Here is a 22,984-nt window from a genome sequence, read left to right on the forward strand (position 1 = left end):
TTCCTTTGCGAACTTTACGGTTAAAATTCTAATGAAAATGATCTTCCTCTATTTCAAATTCTGCATCTTTTTCCCAGATTTCCATTTCACAAGGTTTGCAGTTGAATTTTAGTTTGTACTCTAATTCACCTTGTTTTAAAACCAGGGGTTCTTTTACCTTAACACCTGCTATATCTTTTTGGTGTATCGGACATTTTTTTAATTCGTATTTGATGCAATATTTAGTGGTCATCACACGTGATTTTCCCGGATCCCATTGTAATTCAAATGCTTTCTCAATTTCGGTAACACCATGACGCTCGTAGAATTTACGGGCCGTTTTGTTGGAAACATTGTACATGAAATCCAATTTAGTTTCCGGATAAGGGTGTGATGTTTTAACTAATTGGTGTTCTTCGCGTTTGTAGTTTTTCAAACGAATTTCAGTCAGCTGATCGTAAACAGTTCTTCGCATTTCATTGATTTTTGAAATAGGAAGGAACCAGTTTTGAGAGAACATAATATTGATTTCATCAGCAGTGTAAGGCGTAAAACCTGTTTTTGCTAATTGTGTTTTGATGTTTTCTTCGATAGATTCACCCGTTTTAGTTTGCTCTTTAGAATGTTCTAAATTTACAACACTCACATTTCCGTCTTCGTCGGTTGCGATTAATTCAAAGCCAGTTGCTGTTTCGGTAAGCAATAAAGTAGTACTCAGTTTTCGTACAGCACTGTCTTCTCTTTCTACAATTTTGATGAAAGCGGCATCGTTGTTACGGTAAATAAAAGTTCCGTCTTTTACTTCTTTTAAAACGTTTGGATATATTTTGCCGTTTTCGGCTTTGTTTACGTAGATTCCGTCGGCTTCATTGTTTTCATTGATGAAACAAAGTCCGTCACCGTTGTTTAGTAATTCACCGTTTTCAATTTCGTAAGCGTTTCCAACAGTTCTGATTAATTTACCAATATATTGACCTTTTGATTTTGGGCTTTCCCAAGAACCAATAGAGCTGTGTCTTTCGTTTACAAAATAATCTGTATAACCACGGTTGAAAGTTCTGCTTAAAGAAGAGTCAAAAGTATAAGTACATTTTCCCGAAGAAGCTTTGGTGTATTTATCACTTCCTGCGCCTTCTAAGTAGCTGTCTAATTTTTGTCGTAAATAAGAAACATTGTTTTTAACATAAACAACATCTTTTAATCTTCCTTCAATTTTAAAAGAAACAATTCCGGCCTCAATTAAATTCGGAATCTGGTCTGAAATATCTAAATCCTTGATCGAAAGCAAGTGACTGTTTCGGATCAAAGTTTCTCCGTTTCCGTCTATTAAGTTATACGGTAAGCGGCAGTTTTGTGCGCAGGAACCACGATTGGCACTGCGTTCTCCATTGGCCACACTCATATAACAATTTCCACTGAAAGAAACACATAAAGCTCCGGTTACGAAAAATTCTAATTCAACATCAGCTTCGTCGTAAATGGTTTTAATTTGATGCAAATTTAATTCGCGGGCTAAAACCACACGTTTGATTCCGGCATCTTTAAGGAATTTTATTTTATCGGCATCACGGTTATTGGCTTGTGTACTGGCGTGAAGTACGATAGGAGGCAAGTCCATTTCCATAATCGCCATGTCCTGAATGATCAGGGCATCAACACCAATATCGTATAATTCCCAGATCATTGAACGGCAAGTTTCCAGTTCGTTATCGTACAAAATGGTATTCATAACCACAAAAACCTGTGCATTAAAGAGGTGTGCATATTGTACCAATGCAGCTACATCTTCGATAGAATTGTTGGCATTCGAGCGTGCTCCAAATTGTGGTGCACCAATATAAACAGCATCAGCACCACTATTTATGGCTGCCATTCCCCCAATTAAATCCCTGGCAGGAGCTAATATTTCAATCTTCTTCTTCATTTTAAGTACTTTAGGCTTTTGTGGTATTCACGCAAAAAAGTTTGCAAAGTTCTTATAAATATTTCGAGTTTGCTAATACTGAGGTGATTTTTTTGGAATTGTTAACTTATATGGAATGATGCTGATTAAGAGTGCAGTTTACTTAAGATATTTAATAATTCCGGTTGTTTCGGATGTCTTTTTAAAATTGAATCGGTTCATAAATAAGTTGTACTACCCCGGATTTAAAAGTATTAGTTGTAATTAGCTTCAATTCGATTCGTTTTTTTAAGTCCTCAAATAGCGGTTTGCCACTTCCTAAAGCTACTGGATGAACTGATATTCGGTATCGGTCAATAAGGTTTAATTCGATGAATGTTTTGATAAGACCCGACCCACCGTACAACCAGATGTCTTTTCCGGATTGTTTCTTAAGGTCATTTACTTTATTTAAGAGGTCAGAATTGATGAAAGTAACAGACTCTTCTTTTTTATTCTGACTGGAAAAAACATATTTGTTTTTGGAGTGTACTTCTTTCCAAAGTGATTTTTCGTCAGGACTTGCATTTTCATCGGGTTGATAGTTTCCCCACATATCATAACTAACTCTGCCATAAAAAATGGTGTCTATACTGGATAAAAAAACATCAAATTCCATATCATCGTCCATAATACACCAATCGGTTTCTCCATTAGGACCTTCAATAAAACCATCTAAAGTGACTGCCAGATCTAAAATTATTTTTCTCATTTGGGGATTTTGTTTTTATGTACTTTGATATAAAAATAAAGTTCTTTTTGGATGAATCTAATTGTTTGTGTGTTAAAATGGTTTTAGTGGTGGCAAATGGTCGGAAATATATCTGGTTAATGCAATACCATTTACAGGTCTTTCTGAATTAGATCCAATTTCGACCATTTTCCTGATCTCAGGAAAATGGTGATTTATAGACTTGCCGACATTTTACGGCCATCAATAGCTTTAAATTTATATTGTTTGCCTTTTATCTTGATTTAACTTTAATGCCCATAACTAATGACTCTGGTGATTTTCCAGCCTGTAGGGGTGTTTTTCCAGATATGAGTAAATTTATAGGTGCCACAGTTGATGAGTTCTCCATTTTCAAGTCGGCAGAATTTATGCAATCCGGTTTGTATGGCTCCATAATCTTTAATGGGGTAAACTTCAATACTTCCTTCTACCAGAACTCTTCTCGTATATCCATAATTGGTAAAAATTCGCTGGAAGTTTTCCATTGTTTTTGTATAGTTGTCCAGCCCTCCTGTATCATGAAAGAATTCAAGGTCTTCTGCGAATAAAGTTTTTAATTTTTCTAAATCACCTTTGTTAGCTGCGTCAAAAACGACTCCGTCCATTTTTACAATGGTATCAAATAGCTCTTTAGATACGGGTGTATAGGGTTTTGATTCGGTTATGGTTATTTTTTTAGTTACGGTACAGGATGTTACGAACACTCCTATTGTGAGCAGTAATATGATTGTATAAATTGTGTTTTTCATGTTTATTGTTTTGAAAGTGAACTTCTTAAAGGGCAGATCCAATATTTTTTTTATTGATTTGTTAAAAATACTAATAATATGATTTAAAAAGACGGGGTTGTTAGGGGAGTACTAAAATGTAATTTGTTCTGCCGCAGCTTATTTTTTGGGTTAGGGATAGGAGCAACATCCTTTTGCTTTTTTCTTTAAAAAGCAAAAGATACAGCGGATAGCCCGGTTCGCCGCGGCGAAATCCCCCATAAAAGGTAAAAACTACTTTCTGTAACCTTTAGCGGATGAATGTCGTCAAAGCTTTTATCAATCAGACTAAATAATCACAAAATGAAAACCTTCTTAAAATCGTTTATTGTTTTATTTCTAATGGGCTGTTCGGGACTGTCGGCTCAGAGTTTGGAAACCAAAATGGATCAATTAATTGCCTTAAAGTTTAAACATGAAAATCCCGGAGCTGTTTTTCTGGCGGTTAAAAAAGGGAAAGTAGTGTATCGAAAAGCTTTTGGAATGGCCAATTTAGAAATGGGCATTCAAATGCAGCCTGAATTTGTTTTTGAAATTGGATCGATGACGAAGCAATTTACGGCTGTTGCTGTTTTGATGCTGGCAGAACAGGGAAAGCTTAAACTTGATGACGAAATCACGAAGTTTATTCCCGATTATCCAACCAATGGAAATACCATTACCCTGCATCATTTGCTAACACATACTTCCGGAATTAAAGATTTTACAAGTATGAAGGCCATAAAAGATATTGCCAGACGGGATTTGTCTCCAAAAGAACTGGTCGATTTTTTCAAGAATGAACCCGCTGATTTTAAACCCGGTGAGCAATACAAATATTGTAATTCAGGATATGTGCTTTTGGGGTATATTATTGAAATAGTATCCGGACAAACTTATGAAGCGTTTGTAACACAGCATATTTTTAAGAAAACCGGAATGGAAAATACGTATTATGCAAGCCATGATAAAATTATTAAAAACAGGGTTTCCGGTTATCGCGACCGCGAGGAGTATGTAAATGCGAATTATATCAGTTTTTCTATTCCATATGCTTCCGGTTCGATACTATCAACGGTTGATGATTTGCTGAACTGGCAATATGCAATAAATGCGAATACCTTATTAAATCCTTCTTCTACAAAGAAAGCATTTGTAAATTACACGTTAAACAATGGGACAAATATTGATTATGGGTACGGCTGGCATTTAGAAAAAGTAAAAGATAAAATCGTTCGGGAACATGGGGGAAGCATCTTTGGCTTTAAATCAATGGGGGTTTATGAGCCGGAAGAACAAATTTATGTAGTGGGTTTAAGCAATTGTGAGTGTAATTCTCCAACTTCTATTACGAAAGATATAGCCTCGCTTTTAATGGACTAAATAAAAAAAAGGGCGTTTTCACTTGAAAACGCCCTTTTAGCTATTGTTTTATGGTATTATGCAGTCAAAGCTTCTTTGATTCTGCGTAAGGCTTCTTTTAAGATATCGTCGCTTGTAGCATAAGAGAAACGGATACAATTTGGGTTTCCAAAAGCATCACCGGTTACAGTTGCTACGTTAGCTTCTCCTAAAAGATACATCGAAAGATCGTTTGCATCTTTAATTTCAGTTCCTCTTAGAGTTTTTCCGAAGAAAGAAGAAACGTCAGGGAAAACATAAAAAGCTCCTTCCGGAACGTTGATTTTTACGCCTGGGATTTCTTTTAACAATCCTACTACTAAGTCTCTGCGGGTATGGAAAGCCTTAACCATGTGGTTCAATACACTTGGATCCGCTTCTACTGCTGTAATTGTTGCACGTTGTGCTACCGAATTTGCTCCAGAAGTTACTTGTCCCTGAATTTTTACACACGCTTTTGCGATGAATTCAGGAGCTCCGATGTAACCAATTCTGTATCCTGTCATAGCGAAGGCTTTTGCAACTCCGTTTACAGTAATTGTTTTTTCTAACATTCCCGGGATAGAACCGATGCTGCAGAAAGTTCCTGAGAAATTGATGTGTTCGTAAATTTCGTCAGCAACTACGTATATGTTTGGGTGTTTTTCCAAGACTTTTGCAAGAGCTGTTAACTCTTCGCGGCTGTATACAGATCCAGATGGATTACAAGGAGAACTGAACCACATCATTTTTGTTTTTGGTGTGATGGCAGCTTCTAATTGTGCTGGTGTAATTTTAAAATCAGTATCTACAGAAGTAGGAACTTCAACAGGTACTCCACCTGAAAGTTTTACGATTTCGAAGTAAGAAACCCAGTATGGTGCTGGTAAAATAACCTCGTCACCATCGTTTAACATTACTTGTGCAATATTGTATAAAGATTGTTTTGCTCCTGTAGAAACCACGATTTGAGATGGTTTGTACTCCAATCCGTTATCTCTTTTGAATTTTTTGCAGATTGCTTCTCTCAATTCTAAATAACCCTCTACCGGAGAATAAGTACTATAGTTTTCGTCTACTGCTTTTTTAACGGCTTCTTTAATAAAATCTGGTGTATTAAAGTCCGGTTCCCCTAAACTTAAACTGATAATGTCTTTTCCCTGTGCTTTTAATTCACGCGCTAAAGCAGCCATTGCTAAGGTTTGTGATGTCGCTAAGTTGTTGATTCTGTCTGAAAGAATATGATTCATTATAAAATTTTTGAATGTCCTTAATTTCAACTTTAATTAAGGAAGGTTAATGATTAATAGTTTCTTATTTTATGCTAACTCTGGTTTTGCTCCAAGGTCTCTTAAGTGTTTGTAGTGCGCTAGTACAGCGCCTCTCATGGTTTTGAATTCATGATAAGGCAAATTGCATTCGATGGCAGTTTGTTTTACAATTTCAGCAATTTTTCCGTAGTGAATATGACTGATATTTGGAAAAATGTGGTGTTCGATCTGATGATTTAGACCTCCTGTAAACCAGTTGATTACTTTGTTTTTAGGGGCGAAATTAGCAGTTGTGTACAATTGGTGAATGGCCCAGGTATTTTCGATTTCCCCATCTTCATTCGGTACAGGGTTTGAAGTTTCTTCAACTACGTGTGCCAATTGAAAAACAATACTTAAAATTAATCCGGCTGTGTAGTGCATGACAAAGAATCCGATAACTACTTTCCACCATATAACACCTAAAATCATTGGCAAAGCCATCCAGATCAAAATGTAGATTATTTTGGTGATCACTAAAACCGTCCATAACTTGGTTGGACTTTGTGGTGCTCCGTAGGATAGTTTTCTTTTTAAATAATCCTTCATCTGTTTGAAATCGGTTGTAAGAGCCCAGTTAAACGTCAATAGACCGTATAAGAAGAAAGAGTAATAGTGTTGAAATTTATGAAAACGACGCCATTCTGCGTTTTGTGTGAAGCGGATAATTCTTCCGGCATCAAGATCTTCATCATGACCGTGAATATTGGTATAAGTATGGTGAAGTACGTTATGTTGTACCTGCCAGTTGTGCACATTTCCTGCTAATATATAAATACTTCCTCCCATGATTTTGTTGATCCATGATTTAGAAGAGTAGGAGCCGTGATTTCCGTCGTGCATCACATTCATTCCAATTCCGGCCATTCCAACTCCCATCAGGATGTTTAGCAGCAATTGCGCCCAGAAAGGCATATTAAGTGTTAGAATTAAAAAGTACGGTGTTAGAAAAACGGCAAAAAGAATAACAGCTTTTAAATGCAGCTTCCAGTTTCCTGTTTTCTGAATGTTGTTCTCTTTGAAGTAATTGTTTACTCGTGAGTTAAGTGTTCTGAAGAACTTCAGATTGTCTTGCTTAGCAAATGTAGGCGCAGTGTTATTCATAATTATTTTAAATAGGTTTCAAAGGTAATTATTATAAATTTTCAATTTGCAAAATTGAGTTAAATATTTCAATCGTAAAGTAGTACTTTTGTTAAAAAATTAGAGCAATGGATGAGATATTGAAATATTTTCCAGATTTGACCGATCTTCAAATCGAACAATTTCAAAAATTAGACTTTTTATACCACGACTGGAATGAAAAAATCAATGTGATTTCAAGAAAAGACATTGATGCCTTATATACAAAACACATTTTGCATTCGCTTGGAATTGCAAAAATTATGAAGTTTGAACCGGGAGCTACTGTTCTGGATGTTGGTACTGGTGGCGGATTTCCAGGGATTCCATTAGCCATTCTTTTTCCTGAAACCCGTTTTTATCTGATTGATGTTATTGCCAAAAAAATTAAGGTGGTGCAAGGAGTGGTAGATGCATTAGAGTTAAAAAATGTGAAAGCAGAACAAAAGCGTGCTGAGCTGGTAAAAGGCGACTTTGATTTTATTGTGAGTCGTGCCGTAACGAACATGCCTGATTTTGTTTCGTGGATAAAAGATAAAATAAAGAAACAGCATAAGCATACCTTAAAAAACGGAATTCTGTATTTAAAAGGTGGAGATCTGACCGAAGAACTGGCTTCTTTTCCTAAAGCCACTTTGTATGATTTGTCAACGATTTTTGAAGATGAATTTTTTGAAACCAAAAAAGTAGTACACCTGCCTTTGAAGTTTACGGTTTAATTCCTGAAAAAAATAACCCAATAATGACTGCCTGTTTTAGCGTCATTATTGGGTTTTGTGTTTAAATCCGTGTGTCATGATTAAGAAACTTTTCTAGACAAATGCAAAAACGGATTGGTTTTATGGTTTACGTTTTGCATGTATTTATGAAAGGCTTTTTCTGATGCTGCAATGGTATACTGAAACTTAGGGTTAAAGAAAAAATCACGGCATATTATAGGTTCATTACTAGAATCATATACTTTTTCGTCGGTTTCATCCAGATTTTCATCTTTGTAAGGGCAAGGGTACAGATGGTTTAATTGTATAATGATCGTATTGAACCATTTGTCAAAGTTTTTTCTTTTTGGCGTGATATGACGGGCAAGTAATACAAGTCCCAGAATTTCATTTTGCAAAAAGTAAGATCCTTTTCTGTATCTTACATCAATCATTCTTACGGCCATGTGGGCAGCCCACAAAGGTCCATCTATAGGGCCTGAAGCCGGTATGTCAAAATTAGTATCAAATAATAATGGATCTGTTAATTCCGGATTTTTGATCGAATACCAGAGTGCTTCAATTCGTTTTTCCGTATCGTTGATACTGGTTCTGTTCCCTACAAAACGCCAGTGTATCCATTCCAGTAATGCGGCACTAAGCCCTACCGTTGCTTTGTGATTAATACTTGACAATATTTTTTCGAGATCCTTATTTTCGTCTAAAGGGTCTAAGAATTTTTCCATCTTCTTTTTGTTCCAGATAAAATCAATAGGATGCCCGATGTGTTTTGAATTTAAAATAATCTGCGGTGCGTTTTTTAAGCTTTTCATAAGTCAATTTGGTTTGTTGGTTGATTTACTTTTTTTTGACCCTTAGGTCGGGTAATAATTGGTTATGAAGTTTGTTTTTTAGTTAAAATTTAGGTCGTTGTATGCGCAACTATAGAGCAAATTTATGTTGAGTTTTTCTTTTTTTATGTAACAGGAAGACATATAACTATCACGATAAGACAAAGTTTTTATCTTTAATAAATCCGAATAAAATTGAAAGAAAAAACTTAATTTTTAATAAATTGTCAAGATTTTTTTGTAGGTTAATACTTTTGAAAATGAATTGATATTGTTTTTGCTACAAGTTGGAAAAAATGTAAAAGAGTTGAGGTTCCTCTAAAAATTGACTTTTTGATGTTTTAGAGGTCATAATTGAGGAACAAACGTCATTCGTCCTCAGTTATCTTTCGCTGGTGTACTTTTATTTGCTCAATCTCTGTTAGAGGGATATCTTTACTACAGCATAATCACTTTTGGCTTGAGAATAATGGCAAAATTATCGACATATTGGAAAATTCAGCTCACAGGGTGGACCGCAACATCTTTGTATTGGGGTGTTTCGGCCTTCCTTGGCAGTACTTTTATGTGGACGATTGGTATAGCCGATTTTGTGCTGGATGTCTGTATCGGTATTGTATTGACACATCTGTATCGAAATTTTGCTTTAAAAAAGGGTTGGAATAAATTAAGTCTTAAAAAGCTGATTCCTAAAATCATAGGGAGTGTTTTGGTACTTTCTTTATTGTATATGTTTTTGATTGTGGGAAAACTGTATCTGGTACGATTGTTTGTTTTAAAAAGCACTTCCATTTCGTTTATTTCGTTTTTACAATCAACACAGCTGCAGGTTTTTATTACGGGTACCAGACTGATGTCTATCTGGGTGCTGGCGTATCACCTTTATCATTATTCAAGACTTGAGATAGAAACGGTAAAAGAAAATGCACGATTGTCAGTTATCGTAAAAGAAGCACAGCTAAGTAATCTGAGCGCACAGCTTAATCCGCATTTCTTTTTTAACTCATTAAATAGTATTAAGTTTTTGGTGTTAGAAGATCCGCATTCGGCGAGAAGGGCCATTGATCTTTTGTCTGAGCTGTTGCGGAATTCTTTAAACAATAATATCGGACAACTGGTACACTTAGCTGACGAAATTAATCTGGTCAGAGATTATCTGGAATTGGAAAAAATACGATTTGAAGAACGTTTGCAAGTAAAAATTGAAGTCGTTACAGCTTTATCAGAGCATTTGGTTTTACCTTTAAGTATTCAGACTCTGGTTGAAAATGCGATTAAACATGGAATTGAAAAAAGAAAAAACGGAGGCTTTGTTGCTGTAAAAGTAGAGCAGGAGAGCGATCTTGTAAAAATCAGCGTTCAAAATTCAGGGAAACTTAGTAAAGAAATTAAGGATTCTTCCGGCATCGGATTGAATAATCTGAGAGAGAGATTGCTGTTGCAGTACAAAGGAAAAGCTTCTTTTGAAATTAAAGAAATGCAGGACGAAACAGTTTTGGCAACTATTTTACTACCATCGGCATGAAAAAGATAAAAGTTATTATAGTAGACGACGAACGTCTGTCGAGAGAAGAACTCAAAAGGGCCTTACAGTCCTACGACGATTTTGTGCTTATTGGAGAAGCCGGAAATGCTGATGAAGCAAAGAGTCTGATTGAGGAAAAAATGCCTGATCTGATCTTTTTAGACATTCAGATGCCTGAGAAATCCGGGTTCGATTTGTTAGAGTCACTCGATAGTGCGCCGGCAGTATTATTTACAACAGCTTATAACGAATATGCCGTGCAGGCTTTTGAAGTAAATGCTTTAGATTATCTCATGAAACCCATCAGGGAAGAACGTTTTGCAAAAGCAATCGATAAAATAAGAAACGCTTTATCCGGAAAGCTTTCTTTAAGTGATGCTACAGCAAAAGACCGAAAAATTTTCATCAAGGATGGGGAGAAAAGATTCTTTATTCAATTGGACGAAATTTACCTGATTGAGTCGCTTGAAAATTATACCCGACTTTTTTTCAGGACAAAAAAGCGCTTCAAAGACGTTCGCTTCGTCAATGGGAAGAAATGCTGGATGAAAATGTTTTTTTTAGAATAAATCGAACTGAAATTATAAACACCAATCACATTCAGGAAGTTAATCGAACCGCTGAGGGCAGACTGGAAGTGAAATTAAAAACGGGTGAACGATTAGAAGTTTCAAACCGTCAGGCCGTGAAATTTAAAAATCTCAATGGGATTTAATTAAAAAAAGAAAAACTCATTCTTTTTAAATCGCTATAGCAAAAGAAGAGGTTACATAAAGGAAGCCGTTTTTAGAGGTACTAAAAACAGCAGGACGCAGTGTGTTGTATTTGGAATAAAATTCCGGAAAAATAAACCCCAGATTGGATACCACTGCTTCTTTTAAAATTTAAACAGAACTATTTAAAACGAACAACGCAATGAAATTAATTCTAAAATTGGTGTTTTTTACTTTTTCAATAATCAACACCTATGCGCAGCAGACAAGCGTGACAAGATCAAAGGATCTGGAAAGTGCTTATGACATTCAGGACAGTGTGATGATTAAAACCAGAGATGGTGCTTTACTATCGGCCATGGTGGTACGCAAAAAAGGAGTTTCTGCTCCCCAACCCGTGATCTATCAGCATACCATTTATGTCAGAGAGAAAGGAAGAGATCTTGCCTCCTTAAAAACGGCAGCAGACCATAATTATGTGGGTGTTATGGCCTATTCGAGAGGGAAACGATTCAGTCCTGATACCATATCGCCGTATGAAAACGAGACGACAGATACCTATGATGTTATCGACTGGATCAGTAAACAAAAATGGTGTAATGGAAGTGTAGGGATGTACGGCGGCAGTTACAATGGTTTTACACAATGGGCAGCCTGTAAAAAAATGCATCCGGCACTTAAAACGATCGTGCCCTCTGCCGCCAGCCGACCGGGAATGGGACTACCTATGGAAAATAATGTTTTCATAAACCCCAATTATGAATGGGCGTTTTATGTAGGGAACAATAAATACCTGGATACGGTGGCAGGAAACGACAGGCAGCGTTTTAGAAGAATGACTTTCAGATGGTGGGAGACAGGAGCTGCCTATAGAAAAATGGATAGTATTGACGGTGTTTCCAATAAGTTTTTCCAGAAATGGCTGGCGCATCCTTCCTTTGATGCCTATTGGCAGAAAATGGCACCGTACGGAAAAGATTTTACACACATCAATATCCCTGTTTTAATTTTTGATGGGTATTATAATGATTCGCAGAATTCAAGTTTGTATTTTGCAAGAGAACTTCAAAAGTACAATCCAAAAACACCGGTTTACGTCGTGATTGGGCCATACGGTCATTTTGGTTCCCAGACCGGAGGAGAAACTATTGTGAATGACTACAAAGTCGATTCGACAGCGATAATCAATGTGAGGAAAATAACCTATGAATGGTTTGATTATATTCTGAAAAACGGGACAAAACCGCAAATACTGAAAGACAAAATAAACTATGAAGTAATGGGAGCCAATGAATGGCGAAGCGCTCCTTCTTTGGATAAAATGGCCAATGGTTTTGTTAAATTGTATTTGACGGATCATAAGTCGGGTGATTTTTACGCGTTAGAAGATCGTAAGCCAGCGCAAAGTAAATACCTGTATCAGGAAGTTGATTTTGCCGACAGAAATACGCAAAACAATGATTACTACCCGAGCCCGGTTATCCGTAAAGAGATTGAGACCAGCAATGGGTTTACTTTTATTAGTGCACCTTTGAAAGAGCCAATGTTGGTAAACGGGTCATTTTTAGCCGAGATAAAAGCGAGTATCAATAAAAAAGATATGGATTTTGGCGTCACTTTGTATGAGGTTATGCCAAACGGGGAATATTTTCATTTGTCTTATTTCATCGCACGCGCGAGTTATGTAAAAGACAGTACAAAAAGGAATTTATTGAAACCGGGACAAATCGAAATCATGCCTTTTTCAAATACCCATTTGGTGAGTAAACAATTGAGTAAAGGAAGCCGATTACTGGTTTCGATCAATGTAAATAAAAATTCCTATGCGCAATTGAATTATGGAACAGGAAAAGAGGTCAGTGATGAAACGATTAAAGATGCAAAGGAACCCTTAAAAGTAAAATGGTATACCGATAGTTTTATACAGGTTCCAACCTGGAAATAAAAAATACCGTAAAAACAAAAGCCGAATCTTAATGAAAAGATTCGGCTTTTTTATAGGGACAAGTTTCTAACTTGAAACATGAAACATGAAACTTTGAAACATGAAACAAAATTAACCTAAGAATGGGTATCTGTAATCTTCCGGAGTTACAAACGTTTCTTTGATTGTTCTTGGAGATGCCCAACGCAATAAGTTCAATGCAGAACCTGCTTTATCGTTAGTTCCTGAAGCTCTTGCTCCACCAAATGGTTGCATTCCTACAACGGCTCCTGTTGGTTTGTCGTTGATGTAGAAGTTACCTGCAGCATTTTGCAATTTCACTGTAGCTACTTCAATAGCATAACGATCCTGGCTAAATACTGCTCCGGTTAAAGCATATTCAGAAGTAGTATCCACTAATTCTAAAGTCTCTTCCCATTTAGCATCTTCGTAAACATAAATCGTGATTACCGGTCCGAACAATTCGGTTTCCATGGTAGTATATTTTGGGTTTGTCGTTACAATAACGGTTGGCTCAATAAAGTATCCAACTGATTTATCGTAATTTCCTCCAACGATGATTTCAGCATCAGCGTCTTTTTTAGCCTGGTCGATGTAACTTGCTAATTTATCAAAAGAACCTTCGTGAATAACTGCTGTGATGAAGTTTCCAAAATCTTCCGGAGAACCTATTTTGAAAGATTTCACATCCGCAATTAATTGTTCTTTTACAGCTGGCCATAAACTTTGTGGGATATAAGCTCTTGAAGCCGCAGAACATTTTTGTCCTTGAAATTCAAATGCACCACGAACAATTCCTGTAGTCACTTGTTTTACGTTAGCGCTTGGGTGTGCAATGATAAAATCTTTACCACCAGTTTCTCCAACGATTCTTGGGTAAGTTTTGTAGTGGTGAATGTTAGCGCCAATTTTAGCCCAGATATCTTTAAATACGTGAGTTGATCCTGTAAAGTGAACTCCTGCAAAATCGCGGCTTGCCAATACAGTATCAGTAATCATTAAAGCATCACCAAAAACAACATTGATAACCCCATCAGGAACACCTGCTTCTTTGAAAATATCGATGATGATTTTTGCAGAGAAAACCTGACTGTCGCTTGGTTTCCAAACTACAACGTTACCCATCATAGCAGCACTTGCAGGAAGATTTGCAGCAATAGCAGTAAAGTTAAAAGGAGTAATTGCGTAAACAAAACCTTCAAGAGGTCTGTATTCTAAACGATTCCAGGTTGTAGAATCTGATTTTGGCTGATCTCCGTAAATCTGAGTCATAAATTCTACGTTGTAACGTAAAAAGTCAATTAACTCACAAGCAGCGTCAATTTCTGCCTGGTGGATATTTTTAGATTGACCAATCATTGTTGCAGCATTAATGCGGGCTCTGTAAGGTCCTGCAATAAGTTCAGCAGCTTTTAAGAAAATAGCAGCACGTTGTTCCCATGCCATATTTGCCCATGCTTTTCTTGATTCAAGAGCGTTGGCAATTGCTTTTTCGATATGTTGTTTTTCAGCTAAGTGATAGGTTCCTACGATATGTTTGTGATCGTGAGGAGCTGAAATTGTTCTTGTATTTCCAGTTCTGATTTCTTCGCTTCCGATGTATAACGGCACGTCGATTTTAGAGTTCCACAAAGTAGTGTAAGCTGCCTGTACTGCTGCTTTTTCTGGTGAATTAGGTGCGTATCCTTTTACCGGCTCGTTTACCGCTTTAGGTACGTGAAAGAATCCTTTTAGCATGTTATTTAAAATTAGATAATTAGACAATTTAAAGGTTAGAAGATTTGATTGTTACGAATAATCTAACGTCGCACAAAAGTACAAAGGATAAATTAATAATTTGACAAATTTGTGATTAAGATAACGATAAAAAAGGCAGTTCTTGAACCAAATATTTAGTTTAAGGCAAAAGGAGCGCACATTCTGAAAGTAGGAACAATAACTTTGAATGTTTTTGTAGTAGTAAAGTTGATCATATTAAAATGACCTTTCATGGCACCATAAGGAGACGATAATAAACAGCCTGAGCTATAGGTGTGATTTTCTCCCGGTTTTAAAACTGGTTTTTTGCCAATTACACCCTCTCCGTCAACAACTTCAAGGTCGTTTAAAGAGTCAAAAATTTCCCAGTGACGAGAAGTCAGCTGAACGGAATCTTTGCTGTGATTTTCGATTGTAACGACATAGCTAAAAGCAAAGTGAATCTTGTAGTTCTTGAAGTAAGTACCTTCAAAACTAGTCAAAACAGATATTTTTATGCCTCTTGTTATCTGAGAAACCATACTAAAGTAGTATATATGTGTGCGTTATAGTTGCAAATCTACGAAAAAAAATCTTTCCGCCTAAATCCTTAACAATGTTTTAATTTATGATGTTGATCGAGCTGGCATTTCCTTTGCCTATAACTCTTTGGTAGCGATCGTTACTTTCTCTGTAGTAAACCAGTATGGTGTATTCATTTTCAGTCTGATAAAAGTTTCCGTCGATCGCATTTTCATAATCAATCACCCCTTTTTTATCGGCAACCGTATATTGAAAAGCGGTAAAACCCTGCTTGATCACAATTGCTTTTTCAAAAATACCTTTCTCTGAATTGTAATCCATTTTAAATTCCGGAACTAAGCTGTAATTGTTGAACATTCCGCTGATATAAATGTCTTTGCTCGAAGATCTGAAAGTAGGGGCAGACAGACTGAAATATACCCAGGCATAGTCTGCTTCAATTTCATTGTTGGAAGCATTGATATTCTTCACCACAAAGTTTCCGTTTACATCCTGATTGTTCGTGTAAATTTGATTGGCTCTTGCCAGATTCGTGAACAAATAAGAATTATAAATATCGTTGCTGGTTCCTACTTTTGCAACATTGGTACTTGCGGCACGGATGTCCTTGTTCTCAAAATACAGGAACTCATTTCCGCCCCAAAACTGTGTTTCCTGATCGTATTTGTATACCATTTGATTCCCGATGGTGTACTGCGGAGGGATGTTTTTGATCGCCGTATTAAAGTTTCCATTCTGTAACAACAGAACTTTTATATTTTGCAGAGGCGTCTGAAAAACAATATCGTTAGACGATATCGAAAAATCCAGATTTTGTTTGTAATCAATATTCGCCAGGTTTCGGCTTCGTTTTACCTGAGCTGCTACTGTAGCGCGATTTTCGTATAAAATAAATTTTCTGGACAGCACCACTTCCTTATCCTCGTTTAAAATTCGGAGCATATAATTGCCCGAAATTCGAAACTGAGTGGTAAACTGATTGGGGAAAGGAAGTCGGTAATGCGAATAGATCTGAAGCGTATTAAACGAATTCGAATAATCGGTGATGCGCTGATTGTCGAAACCGCTGATATAGTCATTTTTTGGAATCTCGGTTGGTTTCCAGTTGTAATCACAGTGTATCACTTCAAAATAATAATTGGCTTCGTTGCCAAACAAATCATCAAATTGAAATTGAAACGTATCGCCTAATTCGAAAATCGGAACCACATTGCCGCCGTTCTGAACAAACGAAATGGTTTTAATATTGTAAGGAGGACTTACTTCGGTTTGTACTTCCTGAGCTGTCGCTGAAGCAAAAAATAAAAATATAAAGAGATTCTTAAACAATTTTTTCGGCATCTTATTAGGTTGTAAGATTGTAAATATAACAATTTTATAGAACCTAATAAGATGCTATTTTAGAGGTTTTGAAAACAAATGGATCAGGAACCCAGAAGATATTCCAGATTGGCTTCGATTTCGTTGCTGATATGGCTCTCTTCCAAAAGGGAATCCGACAGTAGTTTTTTGTTTTCCTGTAGTTTGATTATTTTTTCTTCTACCGTATTTTTTGAAATGAACCGAACCACATTCACCTTGTTCAACTGCCCGATACGATGTGCTCTTCCTACTCCTTGTTTTTCAGCAAAAGGATTCCACCACGGATCTAAAAACAGCACATAGGAAGCTTTGGTGATGTTCAGTCCCACACCTCCTGCCTTGAGTGAAATAAAGAATAACAACGGATTTTCATTTTCCTGAAATAATTTAACCTGTTGCTCTCTTTTTTGCGAAGGCGTTTCACCGGTAATCTCACAAAATTCTATTTTGTTTTCCTTGCACCAGCTTGTGTAAAAATTCAAATTGGTTACAAAGGAGCTAAAAATGATCACTTTTTGTTTTCCTTTCACTAAGTTTTTCAGGTAATTGGTTACGGCAATATATTTTCCGGAATCGACTTCTGAATCCTGGTCGACCATTTTGGGATGGTTGCTCAGCTGTCTTAACTTCATCAAAGTATTGATAATGCTAATCTTGTCGGGACTTGAACCGTCTGTTTTGAGTAAAAAATTACGTGCTTTTGATTTCTCTTTTTCATATAATTTTTCCTGCTCAGTATCCATGTTGCAGTAATAAATCTGCTCTGTCAATTCGGGTAAATCTTTTAAAACCTGCTCTTTGGTTCTTCTCAGGATATAAGGCTGGATGAGGTTTTTTAACTCCGCCAAACTATTTTCGTCCTGTTTTTTCTCGATCGGAGTTTTGAAATTTTCTGCAAAAAAAGCATAAGTACCCAGAATATCCGGATTTATAAACTGCATTTGCGACCAGAGATCGTCTAAGGAGTTTTCGATAGGCGTACCGCTTAAGGCAATTTTATGCCCCGTGCTGATTTTATTGATGGCCTTGAAAATCTTAGAATCCCTGTTTTTGATGTATTGGCTTTCGTCCAGAATCAAATAACGGAAGTTGTATTTTTCTAAAATTGAAATATCACGGTGAAGGATGCTGTAACTCGTAAAAATCAGATCGGTTGTTTCCAGTCGGTTCGAGAGCAACTTTCTATCGTTGCCAATGTATTGCATTTTTGAAAAATGAGGTGTAAATTTTGCGGCCTCATTGTACCAGTTAAAAACCAGTGAAGAAGGTAGTACAATCAAAGCTTTCAAGGGAGCTCTTTCGATAACAGTTTCATTTTGAAACAAATCAAAATTTGTGGTTTTGGTTGTAAAACCTAACTGTTCCTGTACGGCAACCAAAACAGCCAAAGTCTGTAATGTTTTTCCAAGCCCCATGTCATCCGCAAGACAGGCGCCCAGGTTTGAATTGAAATGCCCCAAAAGCCATTTTATTCCGTCAATCTGATAAGGTCTTAAAGTGGCTTTTAATAAATCAGACGATTGATATTCAGCCTTAGCAATTACCTCGCTTTCAATTTCCGGAATGGTGTCTAAAGCGGTAAAATTACTTTTACGCAAAAGTACATTTCCGTTTTCTGTTCGGGCTAATTTTGCGAGTGAACCATATTTACTAAGCCATTCTAAAGGAATCAGAAAGTAGTTTCCGTCAGGCAGTAAAAAGAGTCTTTCCTTGCTTTTTATGTTTGGAATGATTTCGCTAAAGTTGATGGTATAATCCCCAATAGAAATGATGATTTTAATATCAAACCAATCTTCTTTTGTTTCTTCTTTTGAAGTCGTAACCGTATGATTTTTTGTAATGATCTCTTTGCTTTCCAGTTTCAAGTTCTGGATAATAAACCCTGAATTTTCTAACTCTTCTTTGCGATCAATAACAAATTGAATATTAGAATAAGGATCATGAATTTCAGTATCTGAATTCAATCCGAATAACTCGTTTTTGATTTTTATTAAACCAATTTCCAGTAATTTATTTGTATATAAAACTTCATCAGTACTTCGTTTAAACTGAATTATTTTGGGCTCATTTGGAATGCTAAAATCGACAAATGAATGTGTTTTTTTTGTTTTACTGGCGTCAAATAAATAGCCGTTATACTCAAAATAAAGGTTGAGGTAATAACAGTTTTTAAAGAAATCATAAACAGGTTGAATCGTGCATGAAATAATTTTGTCACGACTTTCAATTTCAAAACCAGTCGCTTCAATATCGATTTTTTTGGCTATTTCAGGAATGAAATTCTTAAAATAATTGTCCACTAATTTTGAAGGTATTTCGATTGATTTTTTCTTTAAAAAAGGAGAAAGTTTTTTAGCATTAAGTTCTTTCAAACGTCCTAATTTTTTATCGATAATCAACCAGCCCGGTTCGTCCAAAAGAATATCTGTACTTTTATCCATTGGTAGAAATGTGGTTTCGTCTTCTTTTAAAGATAAAGTATAAGTAATGCCTTCGGCGTGTTTGTCAAATTGAATTTGAGGTTCAAACTCTAACGGATTTGTGTCGACTCTCCAGCGATAAAAATCCTTTTCGGCACTCATATTAGCAGAGAATGGAAATTGCTCTTTTACAATTAGATGGTAAAAGGATTCTAAGTTAAATTTTAAATGCTGACGAATGGCAAATTCAATTTTGGAATCTTTTTGTAAATCAGCAATTGTTTTAGCCGATTTGATTTTGGCGCTAAATTTCCTGAAAATAAAATCAGGCTTTAAAGAGTCACAAGCCGTCAGTATTTTTTTTGTATTGGAATCTAAATTTTCAAAAAGAACTCCAAAACTTTCAAGTACATCTGCACTCGCTTTTTTTTCTAGATATTTAATGTCATCGGTATTCTCAATGATATAGGCTGTTGGGATATATACATTCAGGTTTTTTTCAAAACTGATGTCAAAGCAAAACTGAAATGATTTTGTAGGTTCCAAGATTTAGGGATTTGGTTGGCTTATAATTTAGAGAGTGGGCAAAAAAATAAAGAGTTTTCAAAATATCAATAATTTGAAAACTCTTTTTAAATGAACTTGTATCACTTATAGGGTGAAAGAATTAGTTTTCCTGTTTAAAGCAAAGCGGAATGATTTCGCCTTTTGCCAAACAATATTTTTCTACCAGTTCAGGTGAAATTTTATGGGTATAGTCTTCTTCGATTACGATAAAACCGATACTTCTTAATTTATCAAAATAATCACGGCCGTAAATGCGCACGTGATCGTACTGGCCAAATATTCTCGCACGTTCTTTTTGATCGGTGATGGTATCGTCGGCAAAAGTAACTGCTCTGGATAAGTCCTGCGGAATTTGAAGAATCGCCATTCCGCCCGGTTTTAAAACGCGATATAATTCACGCATCGCTTTTGTGTCATCCGGAATATGCTCTAAAACGTGATTACACAAGATAACATCGTATTCATTGTCTTTAAAAGGCAAGTTACAAATGTCTGCTTTTACATCTGCCAAAGGCGAAAATAAATCAGTTGTAGTATAATCCAGGTTTTTCTGCTTGCGGAATCTTTTGTAAAAAGCCTGTTCCGGAGCAAAATGAAGTACTTTTTTTGGTGCTGTAAAAAAATCAGTTTGATCGTTTAAATACAGCCAAAGCAAACGGTGTCTCTCTAATGAAAGTGTACTTGGCGAAAGCACATTATTACGTTGTTTTCCGTATCCGTAAGGCAAAAATGATCTAAAACTTTTCCCATCAATAGGATCAGTATATTTACTTCCTTTTAAGGAAAGCGCCAAAATCGGTCGGGCAACATAACTCAAACGAATTAATAATGGACGAGGTATTGTATTTAAAACTAATTTGAATAATTTTTTCACAGGGTTTTATTCGGGGTTGAATTTTAATTATAGAACTAACGGCACTTTTCTGAATTCGTCTTCTTCATTGCTTTCGATTCCTAAAGCTTTATAGATGTATTGGAAAGTTGATAATAACTCTGGTTTTCCGTCAATTAAAGCCACGTCATGCTCGAAATGTGCACTTGGTTTTCCATCAGCGGTTGTAATAGTCCAGCCGTCTTTATGTTGTTTGATGTTTCTTGTTCCCATATTGATCATTGGCTCGATGGCCACAACCATTCCTTCTACAAACAGTTTTCCGCGGCCGCGTTTTCCGTAGTTTGGCATTTCAGGTTCTTCGTGCATTTTTTGACCTAAACCGTGTCCTACCAATTCGCGAACCACTCCGTAACCGTGAGCTTCCGTGTATTTCTGAATCGCATTTCCAACATCTTCCACGCGATTTCCGGCTTTAAATTCTTTGATTCCTACGTAAAGAGATTCTTTAGTTACTTTCAGAAGTTTTTTAACTTCAGGAGCCACTTCTCCAATTTCGAAACTATAGGCGTGATCACCGTGATATCCATTCTTGAATGCACCACAATCTACCGAAATAACATCACCGCTTTTCAGGGGCGTATTGTTCGGAATTCCGTGTACAACCTGAGAGTTAGGACTCATACATAGCGAATTCGGGAAATCATACAATCCCAAAAAACTCGGAACAGCACCGTGATCACGGATGAATTCTTCAGCTAGTTTGTCCAGGTATAATGTGGTTACTCCTTCTTTAATTTCAGAAGCAATCATTCCTAATGTTTTAGATACGATCAAAGCACTTTCGCGCATTAATTCGATTTCTTCACGTGATTTTACAATAATCATAATTTCGGATTTTCAGTTGGCAAAAGTACAAATTTTAATATTATTTTTTAGCTAAAAATTTTTCGTCACGAATTCACGAATTAAAAGGAATGACAGGCGTTTAAAAATGGGTCACGGATTCACGAATCAATATTTATGCGTAAAGTTTACAAAGAGAAATTCGTGAATTCATGGTCAAAGGATAATTAGTATCAATCACTAGTTCGCAGAAAAGCCGTAAATTAGTAAAAGTCTAAAACTACTATAATTATGGAAACGTCTATAGATCCTGAAAATATATCCAAAAAGAGAGCTTTAAATAAGATGAAACGGAATGCATTAGCGCTTTTGGGCTTTGCAGTATTTTTATTTGTGATAGCCGTTTATTTTAAGATTCCCATGCTTCAGGCTTTTAGCGAGGCCGCGATGGTGGGAGGAATTGCAGACTGGTTTGCTGTGGTGGCTTTGTTTCGTCATCCACTGGGAATCCCGATTTGGCATACTGCAATTATTCCGACTAAGAAAAATGAAATTGGTGAAAACTTAGGGAATTTCGTTTCAGAAGAGTTTTTGAATCGCGAGAAACTCGAAATAAAACTGGAGGAGTTTAATTTTGCAACAAAAGCTTCCGACTGGCTTTCGCAGCAGGATAACGCCAATAAAATTGCCAGTGTGGTGGCTTTGAATATCATTCCGGGAGTTTTGAAAACGATAAAAGATGAAGATATCAAACGATTTATTCAAACTCAGTTCAAAGAGAAACTGGAGGCTGTCAATTTTGGCGATTGGGTAGCGCTGGCGTTAGAACCTTTGCAGAAAGGGAATGTGAAGGACGAGCTGCTGACCAACGTGCTGAATGTTATGAGTACAGAACTGAGCAATAATAAGGATCTGATTCGGAAAAAAGTAAAAGAGTCAACCCCGTTTCTGAGTTTTGGTTTGGCCGATAAAAGCATTACAGAAGGTGTTTTTAATGGGCTTGCTGATTTTTTAAACGAGGCAAAACATCCCGGAAGTGCGATCAGACTTAAAATAGACGAGTATGTTTATGACTTTTTAGACAAGGTAAAGAATTCAGAAGAGATGCGGGTAAAGATTAATACCATGATTCTGAGTTTTGCCGGCAAAAAAGAGGTTCAGGATTATGTTAACGGAATTTGGGATGAAATCAAAGAATCGATTTCAACTGATTTGAAAAAGGGCGATGAATCGTCGATAAAGAAAAGTATTTCGGGTTTAATTCAGGGTTTCGGAAACGGAATAAAAGAAGATGCGGTGATGATTGACAAGATCAATAATTTCATCAAGAATGATTTGCTTTCTATTCTTCTAAATAATAAAAAAGTGATAGGAGATTTAATTTCCTCTACGGTAAAAAGCTGGGACGGAAAAGAAGTTTCAGAAAAACTAGAACTGGAAATCGGTAAAGATTTGCAATACATCCGAATCAACGGGACGCTGGTAGGAGGCCTTATCGGACTCGTGATTTATGCCGTCGAGTGGACGTATCATTATCTGGTTTAGCCTGTTGGATGTGATTTATAGCTGTTCTTTTCTGGCTTATAAAGAGCTATGCTATATGTTGAAATAATCGCCACAGATTAAAAGGATTAGAAAGATTAAAAATCTGCCTAATCTGCGAGAGTGAAAGTAAGTGCACCAAATTTAATCTCAGGAGCGATCTGCTCTCATTTAAGCAAACGTTTTATCCG

Annotated in this window: 19 protein-coding genes; 7 read left to right on the forward strand and 12 right to left on the reverse strand. The window is 36.4% G+C overall.

The genetic code is table 11. From position 1 onward, the window contains the following. Nucleotides 1–28 precede the first annotated feature (28 nt). The 3 genes from OLM61_RS11345 to OLM61_RS11355 all read right to left on the reverse strand — a co-directional run bounded on the left by OLM61_RS11345 (nt 29) and on the right by OLM61_RS11355 (nt 3,403). Entirely contained in the window at nt 29–1,903 is a 1,875-nt protein-coding gene (locus tag OLM61_RS11345; protein ID WP_264522802.1) for a peptidase U32 family protein, read from the reverse strand. Nucleotides 1,904–2,084: 181 nt separating this feature from the next. Further along, on the reverse strand, nt 2,085–2,633 hold the full coding sequence (locus OLM61_RS11350) for a dihydrofolate reductase family protein (RefSeq protein WP_264522803.1): 549 nt from the start codon (nt 2,631–2,633) through the stop codon (nt 2,085–2,087). Between the two features lie 269 nt (nt 2,634–2,902). After that, on the reverse strand, nt 2,903–3,403 hold the full coding sequence (locus OLM61_RS11355) for a nuclear transport factor 2 family protein (RefSeq protein WP_264522804.1): 501 nt from the start codon (nt 3,401–3,403) through the stop codon (nt 2,903–2,905). Between the two features lie 321 nt (nt 3,404–3,724). On the opposite strand from OLM61_RS11355, the gene OLM61_RS11360 reads away from it, so the two are divergent. After that, nucleotides 3,725–4,783: a serine hydrolase domain-containing protein gene (locus OLM61_RS11360; protein WP_264522805.1), complete on the forward strand. Its 1,059-nt coding sequence runs from the start codon at nt 3,725–3,727 to the stop codon at nt 4,781–4,783. Between the two features lie 56 nt (nt 4,784–4,839). Here OLM61_RS11360 and OLM61_RS11365 read toward each other — a convergent pair whose 3' ends face one another. Together OLM61_RS11365 and OLM61_RS11370 are read right to left on the reverse strand one after the other, a co-directional pair. Beyond that, a complete protein-coding gene (locus OLM61_RS11365; RefSeq protein WP_173965503.1) occupies nt 4,840–6,030 on the reverse strand; it encodes a pyridoxal phosphate-dependent aminotransferase in 1,191 nt (396 codons plus the stop codon). A 69-nt stretch (nt 6,031–6,099) separates the two neighbouring features. Continuing rightward, nucleotides 6,100–7,194 carry a fatty acid desaturase family protein gene (locus OLM61_RS11370; RefSeq protein WP_264522806.1) on the reverse strand — a complete coding sequence of 365 codons (1,095 nt, stop codon included), beginning with the start codon at nt 7,192–7,194 and terminating at the stop codon, nt 6,100–6,102. A 107-nt stretch (nt 7,195–7,301) separates the two neighbouring features. On the opposite strand from OLM61_RS11370, the gene rsmG reads away from it, so the two are divergent. Continuing rightward, the gene (gene rsmG, locus OLM61_RS11375; protein WP_264522807.1) at nt 7,302–7,931 is read left to right on the forward strand and encodes a 16S rRNA (guanine(527)-N(7))-methyltransferase RsmG; all 630 of its coding nucleotides are present in this window, start codon (nt 7,302–7,304) and stop codon (nt 7,929–7,931) included. Between the two features lie 80 nt (nt 7,932–8,011). On the opposite strand, the gene OLM61_RS11380 is transcribed toward rsmG, so the two are convergent. Continuing rightward, nucleotides 8,012–8,743 carry a hypothetical protein gene (locus OLM61_RS11380; RefSeq protein ID WP_264522808.1) on the reverse strand — a complete coding sequence of 244 codons (732 nt, stop codon included), beginning with the start codon at nt 8,741–8,743 and terminating at the stop codon, nt 8,012–8,014. A 487-nt stretch (nt 8,744–9,230) separates the two neighbouring features. Here OLM61_RS11380 and OLM61_RS11385 point away from each other — a divergent pair, with 487 nt between their 5' ends. The 4 genes from OLM61_RS11385 to OLM61_RS11400 all read left to right on the forward strand — a co-directional run bounded on the left by OLM61_RS11385 (nt 9,231) and on the right by OLM61_RS11400 (nt 12,944). Then, on the forward strand, nt 9,231–10,286 hold the full coding sequence (locus OLM61_RS11385; protein WP_264522809.1) for a sensor histidine kinase: 1,056 nt from the start codon (nt 9,231–9,233) through the stop codon (nt 10,284–10,286). Beyond that, nucleotides 10,283–10,855 (forward strand): LytR/AlgR family response regulator transcription factor, encoded by a 573-nt coding sequence (locus tag OLM61_RS11390; protein WP_264522810.1) that lies wholly within the window; start codon nt 10,283–10,285, stop codon nt 10,853–10,855. Before OLM61_RS11385 ends, OLM61_RS11390 begins: the two co-directional genes overlap by 4 nt. Next, nucleotides 10,825–11,001, forward strand: coding sequence for a LytTR family DNA-binding domain-containing protein (locus tag OLM61_RS11395; RefSeq protein WP_264522811.1), 177 nt, complete (start codon nt 10,825–10,827; stop codon nt 10,999–11,001). The genes OLM61_RS11390 and OLM61_RS11395 overlap by 31 nt, the downstream gene beginning before the upstream one ends. Nucleotides 11,002–11,201: 200 nt before the next feature. After that, a complete protein-coding gene (locus tag OLM61_RS11400; protein ID WP_264522812.1) occupies nt 11,202–12,944 on the forward strand; it encodes a CocE/NonD family hydrolase in 1,743 nt (580 codons plus the stop codon). Nucleotides 12,945–13,055: 111 nt separating this feature from the next. Here the strand turns inward: OLM61_RS11400 and pruA are convergent, their stop codons facing one another. From pruA to map, 6 genes are all read right to left on the reverse strand, one after another. Next, on the reverse strand, nt 13,056–14,681 hold the full coding sequence (gene pruA / locus OLM61_RS11405) for an L-glutamate gamma-semialdehyde dehydrogenase (RefSeq protein WP_173965510.1): 1,626 nt from the start codon (nt 14,679–14,681) through the stop codon (nt 13,056–13,058). Nucleotides 14,682–14,836: 155 nt separating this feature from the next. Then, nucleotides 14,837–15,223, reverse strand: a complete 387-nt coding sequence (gene apaG / locus OLM61_RS11410; RefSeq protein WP_008467225.1) for a Co2+/Mg2+ efflux protein ApaG — start codon at nt 15,221–15,223, stop codon at nt 14,837–14,839. 79 nt (nt 15,224–15,302) lie between these two features. Further along, nucleotides 15,303–16,565: a DUF5103 domain-containing protein gene (locus OLM61_RS11415; RefSeq protein ID WP_264522813.1), complete on the reverse strand. Its 1,263-nt coding sequence runs from the start codon at nt 16,563–16,565 to the stop codon at nt 15,303–15,305. Nucleotides 16,566–16,648: 83 nt separating this feature from the next. After that, a complete protein-coding gene (locus tag OLM61_RS11420) occupies nt 16,649–19,552 on the reverse strand; it encodes a DEAD/DEAH box helicase (protein WP_264522814.1) in 2,904 nt (967 codons plus the stop codon). Nucleotides 19,553–19,673: 121 nt separating this feature from the next. Then, nucleotides 19,674–20,447, reverse strand: coding sequence for a class I SAM-dependent methyltransferase (locus tag OLM61_RS11425; RefSeq protein WP_264522815.1), 774 nt, complete (start codon nt 20,445–20,447; stop codon nt 19,674–19,676). 27 nt (nt 20,448–20,474) lie between these two features. Then, on the reverse strand, nt 20,475–21,293 hold the full coding sequence (map, locus tag OLM61_RS11430) for a type I methionyl aminopeptidase (RefSeq protein WP_264522816.1): 819 nt from the start codon (nt 21,291–21,293) through the stop codon (nt 20,475–20,477). A 249-nt stretch (nt 21,294–21,542) separates the two neighbouring features. On the opposite strand from map, the gene OLM61_RS11435 reads away from it, so the two are divergent. After that, complete coding sequence (locus OLM61_RS11435; RefSeq protein ID WP_264522817.1) at nt 21,543–22,796, forward strand: DUF445 domain-containing protein; 1,254 nt, start codon at nt 21,543–21,545, stop codon at nt 22,794–22,796. The last annotated feature ends 188 nt before the right edge of the window (nt 22,797–22,984 follow it).

Source organism: Flavobacterium sp. N502536 (assembly GCF_025947345.1).
Taxonomy (GTDB): Bacteria; Bacteroidota; Bacteroidia; order Flavobacteriales; family Flavobacteriaceae; genus Flavobacterium.